Annotated in this window: 17 protein-coding genes and 1 tRNA gene; 5 read left to right on the forward strand and 13 right to left on the reverse strand. The window is 46.5% G+C overall.

The features are described from left to right. Window positions 1-25 precede the first annotated feature (25 nt). Window positions 26-1,030: a TMAO reductase system periplasmic protein TorT gene (gene torT, locus P2G85_RS17220; RefSeq protein WP_275865299.1), complete on the reverse strand. Its 1,005-nt coding sequence runs from the start codon at window positions 1,028-1,030 to the stop codon at window positions 26-28. A gap of 88 nt (window positions 1,031-1,118) precedes the next feature. Here torT and torS point away from each other — a divergent pair, with 88 nt between their 5' ends. After that, window positions 1,119-4,079: a TMAO reductase system sensor histidine kinase/response regulator TorS gene (gene torS, locus P2G85_RS17225; protein WP_275865300.1), complete on the forward strand. Its 2,961-nt coding sequence runs from the start codon at window positions 1,119-1,121 to the stop codon at window positions 4,077-4,079. Between the two features lie 40 nt (window positions 4,080-4,119). Here the strand turns inward: torS and P2G85_RS17230 are convergent, their stop codons facing one another. The 4 genes from P2G85_RS17230 to P2G85_RS17245 all read right to left on the reverse strand — a co-directional run bounded on the left by P2G85_RS17230 (window position 4,120) and on the right by P2G85_RS17245 (window position 9,764). Then, entirely contained in the window at window positions 4,120-4,311 is a 192-nt protein-coding gene (locus P2G85_RS17230) for a hypothetical protein (RefSeq protein WP_275865301.1), read from the reverse strand. 20 nt (window positions 4,312-4,331) lie between these two features. Next, entirely contained in the window at window positions 4,332-6,686 is a 2,355-nt protein-coding gene (locus P2G85_RS17235) for a fatty acid cis/trans isomerase (RefSeq protein WP_275865302.1), read from the reverse strand. Window positions 6,687-6,846: 160 nt separating this feature from the next. Next, window positions 6,847-8,463, reverse strand: a complete 1,617-nt coding sequence (locus P2G85_RS17240; protein ID WP_275865303.1) for a VRR-NUC domain-containing protein — start codon at window positions 8,461-8,463, stop codon at window positions 6,847-6,849. A 65-nt stretch (window positions 8,464-8,528) separates the two neighbouring features. Continuing rightward, window positions 8,529-9,764: an OFA family MFS transporter gene (locus P2G85_RS17245; protein ID WP_275865304.1), complete on the reverse strand. Its 1,236-nt coding sequence runs from the start codon at window positions 9,762-9,764 to the stop codon at window positions 8,529-8,531. 588 nt (window positions 9,765-10,352) lie between these two features. Here P2G85_RS17245 and P2G85_RS17250 point away from each other — a divergent pair. Beyond that, window positions 10,353-10,709, forward strand: a complete 357-nt coding sequence (locus tag P2G85_RS17250) for an NADH:ubiquinone oxidoreductase (protein WP_275865305.1) — start codon at window positions 10,353-10,355, stop codon at window positions 10,707-10,709. Between the two features lie 79 nt (window positions 10,710-10,788). Here P2G85_RS17250 and dcuC read toward each other — a convergent pair whose 3' ends face one another. Beyond that, on the reverse strand, window positions 10,789-12,156 hold the full coding sequence (gene dcuC, locus P2G85_RS17255) for an anaerobic C4-dicarboxylate transporter DcuC (RefSeq protein ID WP_275865306.1): 1,368 nt from the start codon (window positions 12,154-12,156) through the stop codon (window positions 10,789-10,791). Window positions 12,157-12,505: 349 nt separating this feature from the next. Continuing rightward, window positions 12,506-13,630, reverse strand: coding sequence for a fatty acid desaturase (locus tag P2G85_RS17260; RefSeq protein WP_275865307.1), 1,125 nt, complete (start codon window positions 13,628-13,630; stop codon window positions 12,506-12,508). A gap of 359 nt (window positions 13,631-13,989) precedes the next feature. Between P2G85_RS17260 and P2G85_RS17265 the strand changes: the two genes are divergently transcribed. Both P2G85_RS17265 and P2G85_RS17270 read left to right on the forward strand, forming a co-directional pair. Beyond that, complete coding sequence (locus P2G85_RS17265; RefSeq protein ID WP_275865308.1) at window positions 13,990-14,538, forward strand: GNAT family N-acetyltransferase; 549 nt, start codon at window positions 13,990-13,992, stop codon at window positions 14,536-14,538. 267 nt (window positions 14,539-14,805) lie between these two features. Continuing rightward, window positions 14,806-16,851 (forward strand): hybrid sensor histidine kinase/response regulator, encoded by a 2,046-nt coding sequence (locus tag P2G85_RS17270; protein ID WP_275865309.1) that lies wholly within the window; start codon window positions 14,806-14,808, stop codon window positions 16,849-16,851. Between the two features lie 74 nt (window positions 16,852-16,925). Here P2G85_RS17270 and cqsA read toward each other — a convergent pair whose 3' ends face one another. The 6 genes from cqsA to P2G85_RS17300 form a co-directional block, all read right to left on the reverse strand. After that, window positions 16,926-18,113 (reverse strand): alpha-hydroxyketone-type quorum-sensing autoinducer synthase, encoded by a 1,188-nt coding sequence (gene cqsA, locus P2G85_RS17275; protein ID WP_275865310.1) that lies wholly within the window; start codon window positions 18,111-18,113, stop codon window positions 16,926-16,928. Window positions 18,114-18,387: 274 nt separating this feature from the next. After that, window positions 18,388-19,332, reverse strand: a complete 945-nt coding sequence (gene ylqF / locus P2G85_RS17280) for a ribosome biogenesis GTPase YlqF (RefSeq protein WP_275865311.1) — start codon at window positions 19,330-19,332, stop codon at window positions 18,388-18,390. 330 nt (window positions 19,333-19,662) lie between these two features. Then, on the reverse strand, window positions 19,663-20,862 hold the full coding sequence (locus tag P2G85_RS17285; RefSeq protein ID WP_275865312.1) for a type III PLP-dependent enzyme: 1,200 nt from the start codon (window positions 20,860-20,862) through the stop codon (window positions 19,663-19,665). 325 nt (window positions 20,863-21,187) lie between these two features. Then, window positions 21,188-21,901 carry a YadA-like family protein gene (locus tag P2G85_RS17290; protein WP_275865313.1) on the reverse strand — a complete coding sequence of 238 codons (714 nt, stop codon included), beginning with the start codon at window positions 21,899-21,901 and terminating at the stop codon, window positions 21,188-21,190. A gap of 177 nt (window positions 21,902-22,078) precedes the next feature. Continuing rightward, window positions 22,079-22,237 (reverse strand): hypothetical protein, encoded by a 159-nt coding sequence (locus tag P2G85_RS17295; RefSeq protein ID WP_275865314.1) that lies wholly within the window; start codon window positions 22,235-22,237, stop codon window positions 22,079-22,081. A gap of 1,020 nt (window positions 22,238-23,257) precedes the next feature. Continuing rightward, a tRNA-Ser gene (locus P2G85_RS17300) sits at window positions 23,258-23,348 on the reverse strand. 331 nt (window positions 23,349-23,679) lie between these two features. Here P2G85_RS17300 and P2G85_RS17305 point away from each other — a divergent pair. Continuing rightward, window positions 23,680-24,360, forward strand: a complete 681-nt coding sequence (locus tag P2G85_RS17305) for a MaoC family dehydratase (RefSeq protein ID WP_275865315.1) — start codon at window positions 23,680-23,682, stop codon at window positions 24,358-24,360. Window positions 24,361-24,535 lie beyond the last annotated feature (175 nt).

A 24,535-nucleotide genomic window follows, 5' to 3' on the forward strand; every position in this document is an offset into this window, starting at 1 on the left:
GTTTATAGAACACGTTTTTCTACTATCAATCAACTGGTTTAACGCGAAATGTCGGCCTGTACTCGGATGGAGATAACGAATCTTGAATTGTATCTTTTCTTAAGTTATCCGGGGTGAGTGGCTCGATGGTTGGACTGGCTTGTTTTTCGTATGCTTGATTACGCAGATAACGGGTCGCCTGGAGCAGTGACAGGCGTCCTTGCTCGACCATTTTATCGGTTGGCGCAAACAGGATTTTATCGCGCAGCAAACCGCGGTAAACACCGTGACTTAAATAGATGGATACTAAACCAATTTCATTGCTTTTGTTCGCGCTACGCAGTTCGCTGATGGCGGCTTCCATTGCCACGGCACTGCCGACGATATAGTCGACATTGCCCTGATCGAGAGTCCTCTGAACTAAGTTGCGTTGCAGTTCTTTGTCATTGTCTGCCCAAAGCCGATGGCTTACATGGATGTCGCTGTCTTTAATGGCATCGTTAAGCCCCCGGGTTACGGGCTTGGTTCCGCCTTTGGTGCGTGGGCCAAGCAGGAGCGCGATGTTAGTCTGACCGCTGCCGGCAGGATGGCGCTCAGCCAAAAATTTCCCGGCTTGATAACCCATCCAGTACCAGTCCACGCCAACGACCCCTTTTAACAGTGTCTGTTGGTTTTCATCCAGTTCCAGGTGATTGACGGTAGCAAAGACTGGCGTATTGCCGACCCAGTTTTTCAAGTTATGTTTATACGCTTGCGGATCGACGGTGCCGAGGATAATGGCATCTGCGTTCCATTGGGTACATAAGGCTAATTGTTGCTCTTGGCGTGTTTTGTTCGGATAGCCTCCGGCCTCAAGAACGCGCAATTCGATCCCCTGCTTTTGCGCCTCCTTGACCATACCGTAGTTCACCGATAGCCAATAAGAGTCTTTAAGATGGGGGTAGATGGCACAAACCTTCTCCGCCGCTATCGTCGGTAAAGCTAGCAGCATGGAGAGCAGGAGCAGGGATTGCTGGAAAACTGTTAAAAAAACACGTTGATTGATAACCATGAAATGAAGTTCGTTGGCATAGATTAAGTAAACACTGCAAAATATAACGTATTATGACGCCGAAAACGAATAATAAGGTCAGGAAACTATGTTGTTAGCTACCGCAAGCATCGGACGCAAGCTGCTGCTCTCCTTCATTGCCATGGCAATGTTGGTGTTACTTTCTGCACTGATTGGTGTATCAGGCTTTTCTTTGGTGGCAAGAACAGAGAGGAATGTAGTCGAGGGCGCAATTCCCGCCATGCTGGAGGCCAGACAGGTATCAGAGTTAAGTACCCGGATTATTTCTTCGGTGCAAATGCTGTCTAATGCGCAAACGGAGCAAGAGCGGCAACGAGCCGGTAAAGTACTGTTTGAGCAGTTAGAGTCGCTACTTGCGCATATAAAACAGCTTGGTGGTGAGTCGTTTGATGCCACTCTGTTATCCGCACTGGAAGCTAATGTACAAAACGTGATTGATAACCTGGCGGATCTCGGTGTTTCGGTTGAGCGCAAGCTCTGGCTGGCCAAAGAGATTGATTCGCGGGTTGAGCAGATGCGTTTACTCAGTGAGGAGCTCGAACAACTAACCCGTACCCAAGTGCAGAATACCAGCACGATTGCGGTTGCTAATGTCACTCACATCTATGATTTGCTTGAGCAGGGACGTGGTGAAGCAGTGTATAAGGCTCTGGATACTTTGGTCGAAGTAGACCTGGATCTTGCTGAACGCCTGCATGAGCTGCATTTACTGGCGTTTAAAATGCTTAATCAGATTGAGGAGGCGCGTACCCTTACGCATATCGAGCGTATTCAGGAAATTCAAACCGCGTTTCAGGACAATCTGAGTATCATGAAGCGCCGGGTCTTAGCCGTAGAAGATCCAACCCGGTCGGTGCAAATGACGCGCTTACTGAACGAGCTGGGGCAACGTCAGGTGGTGTTTACCATTTTAATGCAGCAGTACGAAAACAACGAGCAGGCGCAGCGACTGATGCAAAAAAACCTGGCGCTGTTCACTGAGTTAAACGCGACAGTGAACGAGTTGGTCGACGATTCGAACCAAACCACAACACGGGCTGTTCAGGAGCTAACCCGTACCCTGCAGCTTGCCCAGTGGTCTCTGACCTTTATTTCTATTGCCGGCCTGATTGTGGTGGTGGTGATCCTCTGGCGTGTGGTGTACACCTCGGTGATCAAGCGCCTGACCGAATATTCCTCTGCTTTGCTTTCGGTCGCACAGGGTAACCTGGCTATTAATCTGGAAGTCAAAGGCAAAGATGAGCTGGCCCATATGGGGCAGGCCATTATCACCGCACGCAATACTGCCCAGGCGCTTAAAGTTGTGGCTGAAGGGGAGGCCAAAGCCAAGCGCGAGCTGCAAGAGCATAAAGAACATTTGGAAGAACTTGTTGAACAGAGAACTTCTCAGCTTAAGCAGGCCAATCAGCGCTTAAACGAAGAAGTGACCAACCATGCAAAAGCGCGCTCTCTGGCCGAGCAGGCCAACCGGGCTAAATCCGCGTTCCTGGCGACAATGAGTCATGAGATCCGCACACCAATGAACGGAGTAATCGGTACCGCGCGTCTGCTGATCGACTCGGGACTGAACCCACTACAGAAACGCTATGCTGAAATCATCAACCGAAGCGGCAAAACCTTGTTGGCAATTCTTAATGATGTACTGGATTACTCTAAAATCGAGGCCGGTCATTTAGAGATCCGTGAGGCGGGCTTCGATTTACATCAAATGGTTGAGGATTCCTTCCAGCTGATGAACGGCCGGGCACAAGAGAAACAGCTGTTGTTTTCATACCACATTGAGAGTGAAGTCGGTCAGTATTGGCGGGGTGATGTGACCCGCATCAGTCAGGTGCTGAACAACCTGATTGGTAACGCGATTAAGTTTACCGAACAAGGCGAGATAGATATCTATGTCAGCCTCAATCCGGATGATGAAACGCAGGTTTTGTTTGAGGTCACCGATAGCGGGGTGGGTATCGCCCGACAAGATCTGGCAACCTTGTTTGATGCGTTTACCCAGGCTGATAGTGGTTCGGCGCAAACGGGGGGAACCGGGCTGGGATTGGCGATCAGCCGTCGAATCATCGAGGCGATGGGAGGTGAACTCGGGGTTGAATCAGAGCTGGGTGAGGGCAGCCGCTTTTGGTTCTCGGTTCCTTTGTCACTGAGTCAGCCGATTGAAATCAGCACGAGTTCACAACCACAGGGCCATATTCGTGCCAAGGTATTGTTGATTGAGGACAACGAGGTCAATCGCGTAGTCACCGAAGGTTTTCTGACCAGTATGGGGCATCAGGTGGTCATGGCTGAAAATGGACGCCAAGCGAAGCAAATCATTGCCCAGCAGGATTTTGATATCGCGTTAGTGGATATCAACTTGCCGGATTGCAACGGTATCGACCTGATACACAGTCTCAAGCGCATTGAGCGAACTATTTCACCGGAGCGAGCTCGGACACCTATTCCGATGGTTGCGGTTTCAGCTCACGTGTTTAACGAGGAGGTGGAAAGCTATCTGGCGGCCGGGTTTGATGGTTATTTGCCTAAGCCGTTGGACAAGGAAGCACTGGCTTCATTAATTCAGGGTATGCTGGATGGCAAACATTTGGTGTTGTCTCAGTTAGAGGTATTTTCTCCGGATGTACCTGAGTTTGAAACAGCGGAGCCGCTAACTGCACAGCCGGTTCTGGCAGCAAACCGCGAGGTGGTACTGGTTAACCGCCAGGTGGTGGAGTCCGACATGAGTGTACTGGGACCTACTCAAATGCTTAAGTTGGTTGAACTGTTCAAACAATCCAGTCAGCAGGCTATGTGTCAACTTGAATCGGCGGCTGAGCGTGGTGAGAGCAATGAGATCAAACAGGTGGTACACAAATTGAAGGGCAGTGCTGGTAGCCTTGGTTTGGAAAAGCTGATGGTATTGTGTCAGGCAATAGAGAGCAGTTCTGATCCGCTGGCCAGCTACCAGGAGCAGCGCTCTGAACTGGAGTTGTTGGTCAGTCAATCCGGGCTTGCCCTGGACGAACTAATGGCCCCGTCATCTTAAGCGGATATAAAAACCTCCGGTAATTACCGGAGGTTTATTACTATTTGGTCAAATCGTCATCCCATTCGAACTGAGTATCTAAAGCGTAAGGGTCGTCATCGAGAGGATGCTCCACTTTTCCGCGTAAGTATTCGAGTTGGTGTTCCAGCATATTGACCGTTTCATAATCCCCTTCTGAACAGGCGACATAAATCTGTTGTTCCAGGGCTGCAATGTTGTCTCGGATACTCATGAGAACCCCCTAACCGTTAATTACCGATTCTCAAACCGATTATAGTCAAGTAAACCAAATTCGATCGGTTGTTTTGTACGATACCACTGATGAACTCGATCGCTGAACGGCCAAAATTGTTCAGAGCTGCGTCTAATTGCGAAACGATCCAGTAACTTAACGTAATCTTCTTCGCTTTGAATGGCAGCAAAACTTTTGACAAATTCTTTTATCTGCTTCTCTTCGATGGAAAAATATGCCGCAGGATAGCTGCCTACCACTCCCCGGACGATGGTCATGTCGTCGTTGGCGTAGTCGCGATTGCCCTCCTCATCGAACAGGCAGGAAATATTAATATGGGCGTTATTGTGTAACAGGGTAAACAGTTCATCGTGACCTGAGGTAGTGTGAACCATCAACATAGTGATTTGTGGAATGGTGGCTAATCCAGTCCCGCGAACCTGGCCCAGTGATGCGAGGTGCCGTTCGTTTTCTCGAGAAAGCCTGGTACCGGTGATGTTATAGCGGTCGGTTAATACTGGCGAAACCTGGTTACGCAGCATAGCGAGTAATTCAGATTTAGGATCGTCTGTCTGATACACCACGCTAGTTGGTTGGTTAAACGGTTGGACGTTACGTTGTAAAAAATCACTTAGTTGAGGGCTTTGATCCTGATACCAACTGGCATGCTCGACATGGCGCATCTCCTTGGGCAGCAGCGAAATGAAATTACTTTCGCCTTCTAAACGCAGAAAGTCCATGAACATCCGGGTGATAAGCTGGTGGCCGAAGTTACCGTAGACATCGAAACCCGCAACCAGTAAGTAATGGATACGTTCCAGCAATGCGTAGTCCAGCACCCAGGCAGTTTTGGGTTGTTCGCCGACTAATCCTTGCACCACCGATGCACTGTCAAAATGACGGAGTATGGTCAGAGCCGCATTCTGGTTGGTGCCATTACCGTCCCAAATCACATTTGTATCCAGGTGGGTACCGTTATTAAACCATTGGTTGGTGAACTCCGATTTGGCCTCCAGATAACGGGCCTGCTGGCGGGCATATTTCACCCAGTTGGTCACAGGTACCGTATTGCTTTCCAGTTCACCCGGGAGCTTCAGGTTGTCGGCCTGTGAACGATAGAACTCATTAACTTCCGGGATGTCGGCTTTATCCGGATCGAGGAAGAAGATCCAAAAACGGTCGTTGATCACGTTCAGCGCCAGCTGGCCACGACATACCGGGCCTTTGATGAAAGCCATGATGGTGTTCTGGGCGTTGTCCAGCATAAACTTGAACCGTGACTTAACAGGCAAGTCAATAAACGCAGTCATAGGGTTGGCCGCTACCTGCACTTCATAGCTTGGCAGCTGACTCACGTTGTAGTCGGCGTGAATGAACCATGTTGTCCAGTCGCTCAGGTGTTGTTGATTAAGAGCAAATGGCATATGGGTTTTATCGACAATGGTGCCTTGTTCAGGGATCAGGCGGTAGTAGACCCGCTCAACGCCCGGATCATCATAGGGACGACGGGTGGCGATACGTTTAACCGCTGTTCCCGGCGGCGTTGATGAACGAACCAGAGTGAAAAAGCGCGGTTGACCACCGTGTTCCGAAAAGTAAAGGTGGGACAAAAACAGATGCTCATAGATATAGCGTGCTGCGAGCTGGTTTTTTAATCCTTCATCATTAAGAAAAACTTCAAAGCGGGCGATATCGGATTTTTGCTGCTGGGTGAGTGGCTGGTGGGCATTCATGAACGCGCCATTTTCCAGCCAGGTAAGCAAAGTATTGTGTTCGCGTTCACTTAAATTAGGCATCCCGAATGGCATCCCCCATGTGGGATGCTCTTGCTCATACTGGTCGAACTCATTAATTGTCGGGCAGGTTTGCTCGCGGTCAATTGAAAAGTCAAATCCGTCGAGTTGCTTTTGATCCGGTTGAGGATAGCGCTCTTTCTGTAGAAGTAAGCGCGCGATTAACCCTGCGTCCAGGTTAGCCGCCGTGCTTTGCTCACGTTCGTTTAATACCGGGTGGAAACCAGCATTACGCCACTCCTGGGTGGTCTCCGCGTCCTCAAACAGGCGGGTGGGTGCGACAGCGGTGAGGCGGGTACCTTCATAAACCAGTTGTTTACTTGCTCCCCGGTCTATTCCTTCAACTGACGAAAGCTTCAATTGACAAGGTGCATCGTAACAGGCGTGGCACACAACACAGCGATTATCGATGATTGGCTTCACTTCTTGTAGGAAGAAGTCCGCATGGGGGGTGTCAACGTCGCTTGTGCGCAGACGGACCAGTTCCGGGCCAAAAAGAGCGTTATAGTTTAGGCCGGCATAAGTGGCACAGCCCGCGAAAAGTGAGGCAATGCAAAGCAAAAAAATCAGTCGCAAATTCATGACGTTATTTTTAGTAAATTCAATTTACTTTAATTAAAGCAAAATTGAGGTTCAAATACCAAAGGTCATCGCAAAGGACAGGGGGCAAATAGCGATAAACAGTGGCCGTAAGAGGAATGTTCTTTTTTTTACCGGCTGTGGATTGCCAGGGCAGCCGGTTTTAAACTGTGTGCTCGACGTAACAAACAGAAAAAGGGACATTCAGCCGTTGGAACTGTTTAAACCAGCGCAGCTGATTGTCTTGCAGTTTATCCCCCGGACCTTTGACTTCTATCCATTCAAATTTATTACCTTTAAAAGCAATCAGATCGGGCATACCATTACGGTATAACTTGAGATCTCTTAACTGAGTACGAATTAACGCCACCAGCAGCCGTGATGGAATGGTATCAAGGGTAAGTTTAAGTAATTGGGGTTCAATTTTGGCCCACTGTATAAATGGGTTGCTGAGTCCGAGTTTGGTCTGATAGGTGCGGTAGAGGTGATGATACTCACCAGCGGCGAGGTGATGTAATGCCGATTCTATTTTTGCGCTGCGTTTATTCACAAAGTCCGAATGATATAAATCGAGTGGTCGATGTTGATACGCGTTAATGAACGCGCCTTCGACCGGGGCAAAGATTGCGTCCCACAACGTCAGGCCGAATAAAGCGTTGAGCAAGGTGTTTTCCGTGTAAAATACGCTCCAGCCTTGTTGCTCAAAATAGGACTTCACTGCCAGTTCAACGCGCTGCTGGGTTAAATCCAGCACCAGGTTATGCGTTGTGAATTCCGGTCTGGCTGTTCTTGGGATTTTCATCCCTTGCTTACGCTGAAGCCGTTGTTGTAACTTCTGCGCGATCTCTAGCTCAGAATCATCAATAGGGCACGTTAGCATACCTGTGACAACGTCACTAAATTTCTGGTTTTGATCCAGCTTGTCGTAAATTCGTGCCCGTCGCTCGCGGCTGGGAGTCAGAGTGGTCTGTTCAAACCAGTATAGCGCCGTGTTCCACTCTTCCAGGCGTTCATAATCACGCGCGATATCATTGATGAGGTGCTCGCGCTTTCTGTCGACATAGTGGTGCCCGACAGCACCAGTGAGCTCGCCTGCCAGTGCATCAAGGTTAGCTTTTTGTTTCCGGTCAGTTTGCCAGTACTGCTCAGTGAGCAAGCTTAGAGTGATAAGGTGCTGGACTTGCGAGCGGTTATCAAAGAATCGACGGGCTTGACTGAGTGAGTAGTTTTCAAATTGCTGTAGGCCTAGGTCATCCAGGACAAACTGACTCAGATCCTGCCGGGTGTTAGCAAAAAATAACGTCAGTAATAGGTCGATCATCTGCGCCGATTCGAGCCGGATGATTTTGAACGATAACCTTTCGAACTGATGGAACTCTCCGTGCTCAAGTTGTTCAATCAACAGGTCCTTTTTTTGTGTTTTAGGCAAACCAGGCCAAAGGGCGAGGATTTCGGCTTTGGTTAACAGGCTATTGGCCAGTTGCGGGATCGGTAAGCAAGGGTTAAGGGTTATAAAGCCAGATTGGTACAATTTTGCCAGTGCCTGTTCAATTGAGGAAATCTCGGGATAGTTCAGCTTGTCACTGCGAAACCAGCAGCCTTTGCGGCTGTATAGTCTGACCAGTAGGCACTGTGCGGAATGGGGAAGTCGGGAAAAATCAGCCAGCCACTGATGCTCCTGAGAGGAAAGCAGGTCCTCATACCATTGCGTGGCATGTTCAATCAGTTTATAGAAATTGGTCAAATAGTAATCTGGCGCGAGTTCGGCAGAGGTTTCCATTATGAGTAAATATCAAAAAGGCTTAACCCTTAGGTTAAGCCTTTTTGTTCGCAAATCAATACCGATTATGCATTCACGGTAGCTGCGGTTGTTTTTGTTAAGGTAACAGGTTTGGTTACCAGTGCCAGCACGATGCATACCCCCATCATAACGGCTGAGGTGGTGTAAGCCAGGCCGTAACCACCGCCATGAGTCATGGAATAACCAACTACTGCGGCTCCGATTGCGCCGCCAATGCCCCACGCGGTGTAAAGCACACCGTAATTGGTGCCGTAGTTTTTCAGCCCGTAATACTCTGCAGTGATCGATGGGAATACTGCCAGCAGTGTTCCATAACCGACTGCGGCAATCGCGGTACCAATGATAAGCGAAAGTTCAGTTTTAAAAGTCGCAAACAAAGCCATGTTCAGGCCTTGTAGGATAAAGGCGATCAGCAGGGTACGCACACCGCCAATCTTGTCGGACAGAATACCAGCAGCGACGCGTCCACCGGAATTGAATACCGCGAGAATTGACGCAAGGTAAACCGCGTTTGGCAGATTGGCCTGAACACTGGCGATATTGGTAATGTTGCCAATGATCATCAGACCGGCGGATGCGGCAAATGCGTACATGATCCACAGAGAATAAAACTGAGGTGTTTTCAACATTGCTTTCCAACTGATGTCTGCTGCCTTTTTCACTGCTTTTGGCGCCTGGCCAGCTTTCATTTTTGGTTCTTCAGGAACGTAACCTGCAGGTGGGTTGTTGATTGTGAAGGCTAGAGGAACAGCAATCGCCAGTACGCCCGCGCCCAGAATCATAAAGCTGGTGTTAATACCAACCTGGCTGATCAGTTTGGAGGTTAATGGGGCCAGATATATTGCGGCCAGACCGAATCCTGCCGCGATAAGGCCGTTCACCATGCCTTTTTTAGATGCATGGAACCACTTCATGGCGGAAGGAGATAAACATGCATACCCGAAACCGATACCGGCACCGGTAATCACGCCAAAGGTGATGTTCAGCATTAATACTGAAGAGACAAAACCAGAAGCAATCATACCCAATCCGGTGAGTGTTGTGCCCAGGATTAATATTTTTCGCGGACCCATGCGATCTTGAAGAATGCCGGCAACGAGGAGACAAACTGAAAAGGTGATTGTTGCAATAGCATAGGGAGACGATGCGTCAGCTGCACTCCAGCCAAAATCGGTAACCAGGGCTTTATTAAATACACTCCAGGCATACAGAATGCCAAGGCAAAGGTTAATGCAGAACCCCGCTAGTAGAATGCGCATCGCTTTATCAATCTTGCTCATTATATATCTCGGTATTGCCTCTTGCTTATCGCAGAGGAGATTTAGTTAAAAAGGTGCTTTACTCAAAATAAGTTTGCATTTTTCAGCGCCAGGCGTGGTGCGCGCGGATTATAGCGAATATAAGTGTGATTGGAATCAATTTTCACTGTCTGCAATAAAAAAAAGTTTAAGTATTTAAACATTATTTACATTGCTTATGGATTGATAGTTACTGGTTTGTTGGATTAATGTTTTAATGATGCTTATTTGCCTTGGAAAAATACGAAGAGGTGGCATGCGGCCTTTTGATTGCTAACTTTGTCGCCAGGTTCACAGTTCAGGAATAAAAAGAAAAAAAAGCGCAATTGTTGGTTTTGTGTAACAATTTGTAATGATTGGGCATCTTGGATAGACGGTCGTAGGTATCTGAAGGGTTTATAAATGCCAGTGTGTTAGTTATTTGTAACCAATTGATGCAACTTGAGGCGTGTGCATTAAAATGCGCACGTGAGGGGGCTTGAAATTGGTGGTTAAACGGGCAAAACTGAATGCAACGTGAGATTGCATTTATGAAAGTGCAGTTTTCGGACTTCTTAGAAGGTTGCTGTTATGAAACTATTCATACTATTAATGACTTCGGTTTCAGCAGGCATCGCGTCTGCCGATCACATCAGTTCTTTTATGCTGGGTCTTTCTCTGGCTTCTTTAGCGGTAGGGAGTTGTTATTTTTTCGCTTTTCGTAGTACCCGCTTTCCACAACTGGCTCTGTTTTTGTTGATCTGTGGCGCGTTGTCAAAGCTGACCGTGACTGTCGTCGGGGTCATGTGGGGGCTGTCGGCGAATCTGATTTCTTCTCCGCTTGTATTTTCGTTGTCATATCTGTTTTTCTCGATTGTGGTTACCTATTTGTGGTTTAGTTACCGCCAGAGTATTACTAAGATTCCACAGGCACTTCAGGGAGCTTGAGTTGCTTCTCGGCCGACCAGATAGCAAAAAGGCCAGTAAGAAAACTTACTGGCCTTTTTGCTATAGGGGGAAGCGTTATTTATGCAGTGACTGGTACCAGGAACAGGGTTCCAATAATAACGGTAACCAAGCCTGCTAATACCGGTACAGAAGTCCGTTTCACCACTTCAAATGGGCTGATGTTCGCCATTCCTGAAGTCGCTACGATTACACCGGAAACCGGAGAAATTGTGCGGCCCAAATTGGAAGCTTGTAGCATAGGGATAATTAAGAACGCAGGGTTGAGCCCCATTTTGTCTGCCAGTGACGGTGCTAATTCAACGAATGCGTAGAATGGTGCGTTACCTGAGCCGGTAGCAATTGCAGCTGCGACAGTCAGGCCGGTTAAAATAAGCATCAGGGCGATACCGCCAGCCCCTGCTTTGTCCGCAAGGTGAAGCAGGTTATCAATTGCACCAATCGACATCAGGCCTTGTGCGAACACACCAGCTGCAACTAACAACATGACCACGCCTTTAAATGCATCAGCCATCCCGACATAGCATGAATCGAGATCGTCTAATGATTTTTTACCATCAAATTTGTTTACAACGTAGTGAATCAGGGCTCCGACGAAAATTGAACCGACAACAATCGTATAAATATCCAGGCTCAGGCCAGGAATCGTGCGGCCGTTGAACAGAAAAACACCGAAGATCGGCAGAAATGGCAGTGCTGCATAAAAAGCCGGCGCATCGGCTTCAATTTCAGACACGTCGATTTTTTCCATTGGGGTATTCTCTTTTTTATCGAGATACTTGTTCCAGAAAAATGCCGCGCCCGACATCACAATGATCGCTGCAATGGAAACAGGCAGTACTGTCTGGACGGCAAATACGTCTAATGCTAAGCCAGATTTTTCGGCGGCAATGACGACATCTCCTGAGGTAGGAGAAAGGATGATTGCGGCAGGAGAGGCACACACGGCAACCGCTGCCGGGCGAGAGATACCCATAGCGGTCATCATCGGGAACAGAGTAGCCATTAATAGTACGCCCAAGCCTGTTGCTGAGCTGACGGCTAATGACATCAGACAGGCGACAATATATGCAGCGACCAATAGAACGTAGGGCGATTTGATCACAGACAACGGTTTAGAAAACTGTTTTACGACCACGTTATTGGCACCGATGTGTGTCATATAAGATGCAAAACCACACAACAGCATGATTTGCATACCCAGACCACCCCCACGGTACTGCAGCATGTATTTCACATACTCTAACGCATCGGTAACCATGTTACCTGTCGAGGTGATTTTTGACGGCAGAATGTCATGCCCGAGAATGCCGGTTAAAAGAAGTAAGCTGATACCTGCAGTCAGCAAAACGCCGGCCGCTTTGTAGCCTTTGACAATGAAGTAACCCACAGCAATGGTCACGAGCAAGCCAATTAAAAGCTCTAACATAAGGTCTCTCCAGATGTTATGAAAAAAAGAAACAAACTGTTGCAATATATGACGGTGAATTTACAGAAATCTTCTTTGTGGCACGAGAGAAAATTGGGGTCGGCATGATCTAAAACAAATAATAGAATAATAAACAATCCCGGGAGAATATCTTGTATTAAATGCGTTTAAATAGTGTTATGTGCTAGTTTGCTCTCAGTAAGCAAAAGGATGCAAAAGGCTGATGTGGTAGAAAAGCGGGTGTGTTGATGAGTATAAACAGAGAGTGTGGCGGTTTGCGGCAGTGTCGGTGAGATAAGGGCGTTTTGTCAGGGAAAGCCCCTCAATCGGGGCTCTTACTACCGGAAGGTTAACCGTAACGGCGGACTAATAAGGTCCAGCTGCGCTGCTGATGTCTGAATTTTTGCTGAATCTGTTGGTATTTTGCCAGTAACACTGAACGTTCATATTTTTCTACAACATTAGCGGTCTTTTCTTCCATGAGCTGTTTGCGAATCTCGTAGTATTCCTGCATCTGGCTGATAAAAGAATCAAACTCAGCCTGAAGCTGGTACATCAGGGACTGGGCATTGGGTTTTGCCTGTAACTTCTGCTTGGCTTGTTTCAACATTTGCGTGGCGCGGGCTTTTTCGATACGAAACGTCGATGTTGTGCGCAATTTAGAGGTCATCCCAATCCATGAGCAACCTTTAATTAACCATTTGGTTGGGTCGTATTGCCACCAGTAAATACCGTTGCGATAATCGTTTTCAAACAGGTGGTGAAAGTTATGGTATCCCTCGCCAAAGGTGAAGAAAGCCAATAATCCATTGTCGCGGGCAGTGTTCCGGTCGGTAAACGTCTGCTTACCCCAAATATGCGCCAGTGAATTAATAAAAAAGGTGGTATGGTGGCTTAAGAACAGGCGTACTGCGCAGACCACCAACCACATACCCACGATATCGCCATGGATCAAACCAAGCGCGATTGGAAAGCCTAAGTTAGTGGCGATTGCTAGTGGCACGTAATGTTTATGTTGCCACATTACGATCTTATCTCGCTTAAGATCCCGGCAATTGGTGTAATCATTTTGCGCTGAATTATTGTAGTCGCGCAGCATCCATCCAATGTGAGAAAACCAAAATCCACGTTTAGCAGAATACGGATCCCTGTCATTGTCATCTACATGTTTGTGGTGGACGCGATGGTCTGACGCCCAATGTAATGCACTGTTTTGCAGGGAAAAGGCGCCGCCAACAGCAAATATTATCCGTAACAGGGGATGGGCGTTGTATGTTTTGTGGCTCCACAATCGATGGTAGCCGGCAGTGATGGACAGGTTAGTGAAGCTAAATGCGATAATTAACCAAACCAGGTGTGGCCAAGCCAGTCCGTACTGATAGGCATACCAGGGTGTAACAAAAAAGGTGAGTAAAAAGCTACTGGTAAATATGACGATATTTAACCAAAGAATTGGGGGGGTATTGTGTTTCACGATGTCTTCCTAACATTTAAGCTTACACCTGTAAGCTAGAATATCAGCGTACATGTGTAAGTCAAACTTATTCTGTGTCAACAAGTGTCAGCAGTATTTATCCCGAGAGCTTAAGCTGGGTTTGTGCCACCGCTAATGAAACGCGGCTGTGGGTAGGTAACTAAACAATAGCCAGGGGCAACTGTTGCTCTGTACCAGAATGCGCATGGTATGTTTTGCTTTTAATGGAATTATGGGTAGTATTAAAAATCTAGGCTATGAGTTTGTAGCTGTCATATCTGCTAAGAAACTGCAAACTAGTAGATGAAAAACACTCAAGCTATCTGAGTGGTGCAAAAATAAGTAAACAGGAAGACGTAATGGAATTACGAATTGCAGAATATAAGGATTATGAAAGAATCGCGCATTTGCATGCCGAAAGTTGGAAATGTCATTACAGTGGCATTTTGAATGATAGCTATCTAAACAATGATCTGATCAATGACAAGTTGCTGATTTGGCAGGCTCGCCTGACTAACCCCCCATTTAATCAACACATCGTACTGGCTGAAGAGGGAGGGCTGCTGCTTGGTTTTGTCTGTGTCTTCGGTAATCATGACTTTGAGCGCGGCAGTTTCATTGAAGCGCTGCATGTCGATCATAATTACCATCGACGCGGTATTGGTAAGCAGTTGCTACTGGAAGCTGCGCAATGGCACGCACAATTTTTTGCAGGCAGTGGTCTATATCTGGAAGTGTTCGCGCAAAATGAGCCTGCGGTAGAGTTTTACCGCCATATTGGCGGCCAGGAAGGGGCAGAGCGCCTGTGGTCAGCACCCGACGGAAAGGAAGTGATGGACAAAGTATTTCGCTGGCCGAGTGCTCACTCCTTGGTCAGTGGGATTGAATCACATGTCATTTACTCCTAGAATTGCTGGTTATTCCAACTAGTGAGTAGGGCAGCTTTACACAGCTGCCCTTTTTCATGCCTCTAGCAACGGCCTTCCTGGTGGAACAATGTCACATAACTATTGGAAGTGTCTGCATTAATTGAAGACTGGTGTCGCGAATTTGTAACACCCCCTCCCGCTGCATGTGCAGATTAACTAATATATAATTATTAAGCACGTTTATTATGAGTGCGCAGACAGTAAAACTAAGAACATATTAATTGGCGAGTTGACAAAGTAAGAAGTATGGAAGCGATACGCAAGGTTTATCAGTATGCGGAACCTAATCTAACCCTGGTTGGGTGGATGGGCTTTTTAGGCTTTCCGACGTATTATTTTGTCTGGGCGAACTTTTTTCCTCAGCCTTATGAAAACTGGTGGCTCAGGATGGTGTGTGCCCTGTTGTTTCTGGTGATTATCTTTCGCAATAAGCTTAGCCATACCTGGCGCAAGCTTATGCCGTATTATTACCAAGGCGTGATCACCTTGTGCCTGCCGTACTTCTTTTTCTTCATGTTATTGATGAATGACTGGTCAAATGTGTGGGTGATGTCATTCATGTCTGCTATCTTCCTGCATATTTTGTTAGTCCATGTCACCCGGGTGATGTTTATTCAGACGTTTATTGGTTTGACGTCGGCGACTTTTTCAGTGTGGGCGTTGAAAGGCTTCCATCTGGAGCTGACCCTGAACTGGGCTCATGTACCTATTTTCTTCTTCATCTACCTGTTTGGTAATTTGTTCTATTTCCGCAATCAGGTTGAACATGAAGCAAAAGTGTCATTGGCTAAGTCATTTGGTGCGGGGATTGCGCATGAAATGAGAAATCCACTTAGTGGCTTATGTACCTCTATTGATATCATTCAGTCCATCGTGCCTGACCCGAAGTCAGCCAAGCAATCTCGTTATGAGTTGAGTTTTGAAGATATTACATTACTGAGAGAAGTCAGTGATGATGCAATGAAAATCATCCACTCAGGTAATGAAACCATCGACTTGTTATTAACTTCTATTGATGAAAACCGGGTCTCGCGTTCCACATTTAAAAAGCACGCTGCACGAGAAGTGGTAGAGAGTGCTATCGAGAGTTTCAGTTACAAACGGGCGACCGATCGTTTTGCTGTTTCTCTGGATGTTCGTGATGAATTTGAGTTTCTTGGCAGTGATACATTGCTTAAGTACGTGGTTTATAATCTGTTCAAAAATGCCTTTCATCACAGAGCCAATGATGACTTTCATATTCACGTTGAAATGAAAGTCGCCCAGCATGAAAACCGGATTGTCGTCACCGATAATGGCCCCGGTATTCCACCGGAGATCATTGGTAATATTTTCCGGGACTTCTACACCACCGGACGCAGCGGAAACTATGGTTTAGGTTTGCCTTTTTGTAAAAAGGTGCTGCGTTCGTTTGGCGGAAAAATTGAATGTGAATCAGAGCTGATGGAATGGACCAGATTTACGCTCAGATTTCCGCTGATTGATTCGGACAAAGTCAGTGAGATAAAAAGTGACCTGACCAAACTCAAGTCAGTACTGTTCATCAGTGATCACAATGTCTTGACTGCCAAAGCAACGGAAATCGCTAATGTGCTGGGGTTCCAGTTAGAGTTACAAACGGTAGATTCTGTTCTTCAGCGTAAAGAGTATGAGTTTGAATATGATCTGATCATGGTTGATATTGATCACGCCAGTGCAGAGAACAATCATCAGGAAAAGCTGGAGTCACTTTTAACCTTTACTGAAGCCAGAATTATCTATTTGTTCCAGCGTCATCCTGCTTTGCGTCCAACTAAAATAGGCTTCGAACCGATTTGGATCGAAACCCAGGCATGGTTGCTTAATACCCGGATCATGTTTGACAGGCTGATGTTTGATGCCAGCTATACAGTAGCCCGAGCCCCTCAAGTATCCGCCCCAGAGCAGAGCAAACGAACCATCATGGTGGTCGATGACAATGAGTCTTTGCGTAAGTTTACTTCTATGTTGCTGGAAAAACAGGGCTTTGATGTCATTCAGCGTGAAGATGGTAAACAAGCCCTTGAAGCCTTGAATGATGAACATGTCGACTTAATACTGATGGATATTGAGATGCCGGTTATGGATGGCGTTGAAGCCTCACGCCGCATAAGAAGCTCGAACCGGGAGTATGCTGACGTGCCGATCATTGCCCATACTGGTGATAGCTCACCCGTCACATTAGATCGGATTGGTTCCTCAGGTATGTCAGATTTTATTGTCAAACCAGCGGACAAAAACCGACTTTTCGACAAAATCGCCAATTGGATATAACAAAGAGTCCGGCATTACACCGGGCTCTCTAATGATGTTACTCAATATCAGGCAATACTATGCCTGTACAGTAGTTAAACGAACTGCAGGCCTGGGTTGTTGTAGGCGGCCTGGCATACGCTGATTACATGGTCTATTTCTGCTGGTGTGATATCTGCGTTGACGGAAAAGCGGATAATACACTTATTTTTGCCTGTCGCTGGCGGGCAAAAGACCGCACCATATACGCCGCGTTGCTCAAGGAAGTCTCTGACACGTTCGGTGTTTCTTTCATCTCCGCATTCCAGTGCTATGATTTGTGATTCGCCGCGGATCGGGAAGCCAATTTGCTTTAATCCGGTGCGCAGCCTGTTTGCCCGCTCGATAAGTGTTTGTCTTTTTTTATCGGCGGTTTTAATAACCTCGAGTGTTTTCTCAAGTCTTATCGCTTCTTGTGGCAGTACCGTTGAGCTGAAAATGGCCGGATATGAAACGAAAGGCAAAATCTCTCCGAGTAATTTTGGCCCGAGGATGGCACCGGCACGATAGGCAAACGTCTTGGCAAGACTTATTGTCACGAAGTCAACCCGGTGTCTGACACCCACAGCATTGATCAGGCCGCAGCCGTGTGCGCCGTGTGTGCCAAGGGAATGAGATTCATCCACCACCAGGGCGCAGCCGAACTGCTCAGCTATTTCGTAGATAGCTTCCAGCGGAGCTATGGTACCTATTGTGCTGTAGACTGAATCGACGATAATGATCCCAGCACCGTGCCGGGCAATTTGTTTGCGCAGATGTGAGGTGTTGTTGTGCATAAACGGATGCACATCGGCACCGGCGATCCGCGCTCCTTCCCACAGTGACATGTGGGCAAGAAAGTCGATGTAGACCGGGATACCAGGCGCACAAATGGTTTGTAACAGCCCGATATTGGCTGCCCAGCCAGACTGAGACAAAACGCAACTCTCCATCCCGACATATTCGGCTAACTGGGTCTCAAAATCAGGCTTGGCCTGCTCATCCTGTAAGAAGACCGCCGACATGACGACATTATCATCACGTTCCGAAATGGCATGTTGATGGGCGGATTGGATCTGCTGGTTATGAGACAAAGATAAGTAATCATTACTTTGCATGATCACTGCATTACTGTCAGGGCGTTTCCCGATCACTAATGGTTTTTTGTTCTGATTTGGCTCAATCAGAAGTTGAACATAAAAGTTCAGGCGTTCCTCGACAAAAGAGGGTAGCTGTTTGGTGTTAGACATAATATTCATAGTCATTTCTCTTTGTAAAACTGAAAAACGCCAGCGCTGACTTATATCTATATTGCGGATTATGGAAGGAGTGTCATTGTTTGATTTGCATAATTTTGCATATGTTAGCAAAGTAAATATTTGGCGTTTAAATACGGGCAGATTCCAAATGATTTAGTAGTCTAACTAAGTTTAAGCTTGCTATTGGCTGGGTTATGGCTGTGGCTGCCAGAGCGATAAGGATAAGATACAAAAAGGGCGCGATAGACGCGCCCAAAAATTAATAAACAAAGTAAGAAACTTAACGTTTGTTACGCAGGTAACGTTTACGCCGTTCTTCCTTTTTCTTCGCTTTTTCTTCTGCTTTTCTTGCGGCTTCGATCTCGACTTCAATCAGCTCCTGAGTGATCATTTCAGGCCGCTCCAGAGTGAGTTGTCCCAGTGTGCCATTGCGCAGTTCATGCAACAGGATCTCGGAACATTTGTGCAGATCCACTCGTCCGCCGGCACGCAGTGCACCTCGGCGACGACCGATCTCTTCCATCAACTCAATGTCAGTCTCCGGCAGCTCTTCAATTTGGTAACGCTCTTTCAAACGCTCCGGGTAGGCTTTGGCGAGATATTCTACAGTGTAGAATGCGACCTCATCGTATTCCATTGCGGTATCTTTCACGGCACCGGTTGCCGCGAGGCGGAACCCGCTGTGAGGGTTTTCTACTTTGGGCCACAGAATTCCCGGGGTATCTGAAAGTACGATACCGTTTTGCAGGTTGATACGCTGCTGGCGGCGGGTAACGGCCGGCTGGTTACCGGTTTGAGCGATGGTTCTGCCGGCCAGGGTATTGATAATGGTAGATTTGCCCACATTTGGGATGCCCATAATCATGGTACGAATATTTTTGCCGATCTCTTCACGGTGGGGAGCCAGTTTGCGGCAAAGCTCCATAATCTTCTGTACTTCCTGAGGCTGGGTGGTGGTGATCGCCATCGCTTTCACATTCTGCTCTTTTTCAAGATGCTCAATCCAAAGCTGGGTGACTTCCGGGTCGGCCAAGTCACGTTTGTTCAGGACTTTTACTACAGGTTTATCTCCACGAATTTGGGAGATCATTGGGTTTTCACTACTAAATGGAATACGAGCGTCGAGTACTTCGATAATGACGTCCACTTGTGGAATGGCTTCTTCAATCTCTTTACGCGCCTTATGCATGTGGCCGGGAAACCATTGGATGCTGTTATTAACCATTTGAATAATATGCCTTTTGTTTATGGTGAGCTGGTAGGGGACCAAACTTATTGTACAAGTTAATAGGTACCAAAGGGGCGCTAAGCTTTGTGTTTGCCTGTCGCCACGCCAGCTTTTGATGTGATGATCTTAACATTTATTTGATGGCGCTGGAATCCGGCTGTGGTGCGGGTTGTGCTAGTTAGTGGGGGTAGTTCGGAAAGGGTGCTATGAAGTCTGTTTAAAGCAGCTTGTTGATGGCTATCTGGATTAAGCCGTATGATTTACAGGTAATACGGTTCCTATCCGAAGCCGTATTACCCTTTAAAACCAGTGTTATAACTGAGTCTATTAGCCCATCAAAAAAACTTGGCCGGTCTCTTCTTCATTGAGCACGATGGTTTGGGCGCGCTTGAAGAAGTTAAAATCCGTTGCTGTCGCACTGGTATAAGCGCCCATCATACGCGTGATGATCAAATCGCCATTTGCCAGCTTTGGCAGCATGATGTTTTCAGCAATGACATCTATGCTGTCACAGGTAGGCCCTGCCAGTACGCTCGGTTGCCTTTTGCCATCTTTCTTTAAGGTAGTCAGCGGGTATTTGGCATCATCAAATACCAGGCCACTGAAAGAACCATAAATGCCATCATCCAGATAGTACCAGATCTGCCCGTCACGCTCGGCCTGGCCCATTACAGAGGCGATACTGGTCATTGCTTGTGCCACGATGAAGCGTCCAGGCTCGGCGAGGACCTGAACGGTTTCTGGCAACTTGCTCAATGCCTGGTTGATTGGCTGGCAAAACTGCTCTATCGGCATCACCTGTGAGTTGTAGCTGACCGGGAATCCGCCACCAATATCAAGTGTACTTAAGGCCGGTAACCCCAGCTCAACCACTTGTGACATGACCTGGCGACAGGTTTCGATTGCATTAACATACATTTGTGGGTTCATGGTCTGAGAACCGACATGGAACGACAGCCCTTTGATATGAATATTCCACTCTTTTGCCTGGGCGATCAGTACGATCGCCTGTTGTGGTGAACAACCGAACTTCTTTGATAAATCGGCAAATGCTTCGGCATTACGAAAACTTAAACGCACCAACAGCTCAACCTCATCATGATAAGGTTTAAACTTCTCTAACTCATTGATGTTATCCACTACAAACACCCGGCAGCCATACTCGAGTGCATCGCGGATATCGCTATCCCGTTTTATCGGGTGGGTGTGGATAGTCCGTTCGGCTGGGACACCCTGTTGTGCCACCAGGCTGACTTCGCCACTGGTCGCCAAATCAAAACTCGCCCCTTCCGCTAACAAGGTTCTGACCACCGCGGGGTGCGGCAGTGGTTTTAAGGCAAAATGCAGTGTTACACCAGGCAAGGCACTGGATAAGGCATGGTATTGCTGGCGAATGATATCGCAGTCCAACATCAGTAGTGGCGCGCCGAACTGTTTGACAGATGATTCAATCAGCTGAGTTTCTTCGCCCGACAGGGCGTCAGTAGAAAAAGAGTCAAAATCCAGAACTGAGTGAGTAATAGCCATGATTAACCTCCAGCCTATTGTAAGAGCACTTGTCATTGAGATGGTGGGTGACAAGTGGAGCGTCAAAAAAAGCGCGATGCGCCATCAAAGTCACTCTTGGATAGTTGCTCTATTGCCTTGCCACAAAATAGTTGTGATGTACTCGGATTGGCTATCATCAAGAAGCGGGGGGATAGTAAAAGCATTGGGAGAGGTGCGCAATATATATACATTCAAAAGACAGCAAAATATTTTTGTCGTGACGATGAAGGCATTTATATTGGCCTTAGTTTGTTCTTTACTCGAAAGGGCGCTCCGAAGCGCGCCTTTAAGAAGTGGTTGGTAATTAAAACGATACTGACATGCCAGCTCCCACGACGGGTTTGAAATCATTACCTGAGTCGGCAGCAAAAGAAGCCTGAACAGTCGCTTCATTGGTCACCCGGTAGCCTACACCAACCGCGACAGCAGATTGGCTGTTAAAGTAGCCAACACCGGCACCGACAGAAATATCACCGTTACCGTAGTTATGCGGAATATTGGTCGTCGCAGCGACGCCGGCAATTGCGCCCGCGTACTGTTCGCTTTGGCGCTCTAGATCACGGCGTAAATCGGAAATGTCTTGCTTGTTTCTGGCAATCGCTGCTTTGTTCTCTGCAATGGCTGTTGCGTTCTTCTCGGAGCGCTGCTCTACCTGCAGCAAATTGCTTTCTGCGCTGATGACGCGGTTTGCAGTAGAAACGACTTCATTACGAGTCTCTTTAATATCCGCTTTTTTTTTGGTTATTTGTTCGCTTTGTTCAGCAATTTCTGCAACACGTTCAGCGGTTTGGCTCATTTCGGAACGGAAGCCGTCCAGGTTACCGTAGATTTCCTTATGGTGTTTTTCCAGCAGCTTTTCATGGCTGTCAAGGCGTCCTGAGTTCTCAACAGTTTTTGATTCGGCCATTTCAGCGGTTTCATTGGCTATGGTTGCTTCATTTATTGCTACGGTAATGTCTTTATTTTGCTCTGTGATCCGTTGCTCATTAGTAGATATTCGTTTTGAATTTTCAATCACTTGTTCATGGCTATTTTTAGCTCTTTCACCCGCTGAAATCGTTTCTCTGGATAATGCTGCAATGTCTTTGCTGAGTACTTGAATGTCACCTCTGTTGTTAGATATTGCAGTGTCTTGCTCAGTAACTTGTGACTCAAGCGCATTAAAGTCATTTTGACTTTTAGTCGACGGTGATTTTTACAAAGCGTCAATGCGTTCATGCTGGATATTTAATTGGGTCTTAATTCTTTCAATTTGAGAAATGTTTTGATTATTTGTGGCTTCTGTTACATCGAAAGCAAATGATGGGGCTGATATTGTAACTCCGACAATGGCTGCAATAGTGGTGATTTTCATTTCTTCTACTCGTTTAATAATAATACGTCGAAACATTCATTACGTTTCGACGTACATCATAAATTTTGCCTCAGATTTCACAAGGTCATTGTTTGTCGGTTTTTAATTTGAATTTAATGGATTGATGAAAGATAACTCGGCGTGAATGCCGAACTGGGTTTGTTGTATTTTATTGAAAAATAAAGGAAATGCACCCATTGCTCTCTGGGCGTATATCGGTGACGAACTCTTATTGGTCGTTTTACTGTATTACAGCAATGTTTTACAAGAATGTAAATTTAGATGCTGGAATATCGGCGAATAACCGCGAGAGGCGTTTTATGACTAGCATCTAAGTCTCACATGTGAGATGCGTTTTAATCCAGAGAGCAGGTTTTGGTGAATAAAGACCGAAACATATAATAAAAAGGAAAATCCTAGTTAACTGTTGGAGTTAAATATTTAATCGATTTGCTACGGTTTTAACAAGCTATTAGCTACCAACCGAAGATTACGCTAGAGACTTTGAGAGTGCGCAATTCAGTTGAGCCGGATGTTATGCGGTTTGAGCTTATTACGGGAATGCAGCGGATGGACGGTAATGAGTTAGTTTGTATTTATTTGTGGCGAAGCAATTTATATCCCTTTTGATGATCGTCAAACATTCACCCTAAAAATAAATAAGCTCATTATATAACCTAATTTTTGCATTCTTCTGGGGTAGCAGTTACTAGGTTCTTGAAGTTGTCACATATAAAACTATGTGCCTTTGCGATGAAAGCCAAGGGGGCGCGATACCCAAAAACCACTACCGATAGGTCTATGGCCTGAGAGCCGTTTTTTTGTATGAGGTGAGAAGCATATCTCGCTAGGGTAACCCATAGCTTTGAGATGATTAGGTAAGCCGACTTTAGTGTCGTAGTTCGCGCTTCGGTTTTTGGCCAGATACATGATCGTGACACCTTTTAGGATCACGCAAAAAAATCACAGACAAGAACAAGCCCAAGTCTTTGATGGTCAATGACTTGGGTTTTATTAATGTGGCGGAGAGATAGGGATTTGAACCCTAGATACGCTATTAACGTATGCCGGTTTTCAAGACCGGTGCTTTCAACCACTCAGCCATCTCTCCTTTGAGCGCGCATCATAATAAGGGATTTTACGCTTGTAAAGTTTAACGTTGGTACAGAAAGTCCGTTTGCTGCTTTTCTAATCAGCTCAGCATTAACCGAGATATTCCTTGAACCGATATCTGACTGGGTAATATATCATCAGTTCGTAGAGTAATAGCTTTAAAAACTGAACGGTTAATAAAATAGTGTTTTATTGATATATTATTGATATTTATGGTTATTATAGGTTTCAGGAAACATGTGTTCGCCCGAAAGTGTTTGCATGAGATTGTGAAGTAATTCAAAATTAACTGGTATAGCCAGTTGTGCTAAGTTTATCTAAGGGTATTTATGAAGGTCACTAATCTGTTTAAAGACAAAGTTGATGCTATTTCTTCTCATCAATCCGAGTTTATGAATTGGATGTCTCCAACGCTACGCGATTACTGGAGTGACTTCTTAGGTAAAGCGCAAAATAGTTTTCTATTTTCTAATGTTCGTGATCACCAGAAACCAGCAGTAAACGAAGAAGTAGCGCCACAGCCAGCGCCGATCGTACTGAAGCCAGAAGCGCAAAAGCTGTACGATGAGTTAACAGATCAAGTTGGTGAAGTGATCCATGTTGGCGATTGGTTGCACGTGTCGCAAGAGCGTATTAACCAGTTTGGTTCAGTGACGGAGGATATGCAATGGATCCATACCGATCCGGAACGCGCCGCTGTTGAATCACCATTTAAGACGACCATCGCACATGGTTTCCTTACTTTGGCACTGTTACCTAAGCTGACGGATGCGGTGGATCCTGATAAACAGCAGTTTCCAACCGCCAAGCTGGTGGTCAATTTGGGATTGAACCAAGTTCGGTTTCCTTACCCGGTAAAAGCTGGTAATAACGTTCGGGCTTCAAGCGTTCTGAAGAAAGTGACTCCTATCAAAAAAGGGCTTGAGATTGAGCGTGAAATCAAAGTCGAGATCGAAGGCGTTCGTCGACCTGGAGCTGTAGTGGTATCTGTGATTCAGTTGCACTTCTAATCGTTCTGTGAAAAAGAGGCCATGGTGACTACTATGGCCTCTTTTTTGTTATGTGTTCCGTCCTAAATAAGGTTGACACTTTCCAACCCCAAAATTGGAGAGTGTTATGAAATCAACAAATAAAAGAACTCAGCGCGATTATTCCCTCGCTTTTAAACTCACCGTAGTGGATGAG

It is taken from the genome of Vibrio sp. CAU 1672 (genome assembly GCF_029223195.1).
In the GTDB taxonomy this organism is placed as follows: Bacteria; Pseudomonadota; Gammaproteobacteria; order Enterobacterales; family Vibrionaceae; genus Vibrio.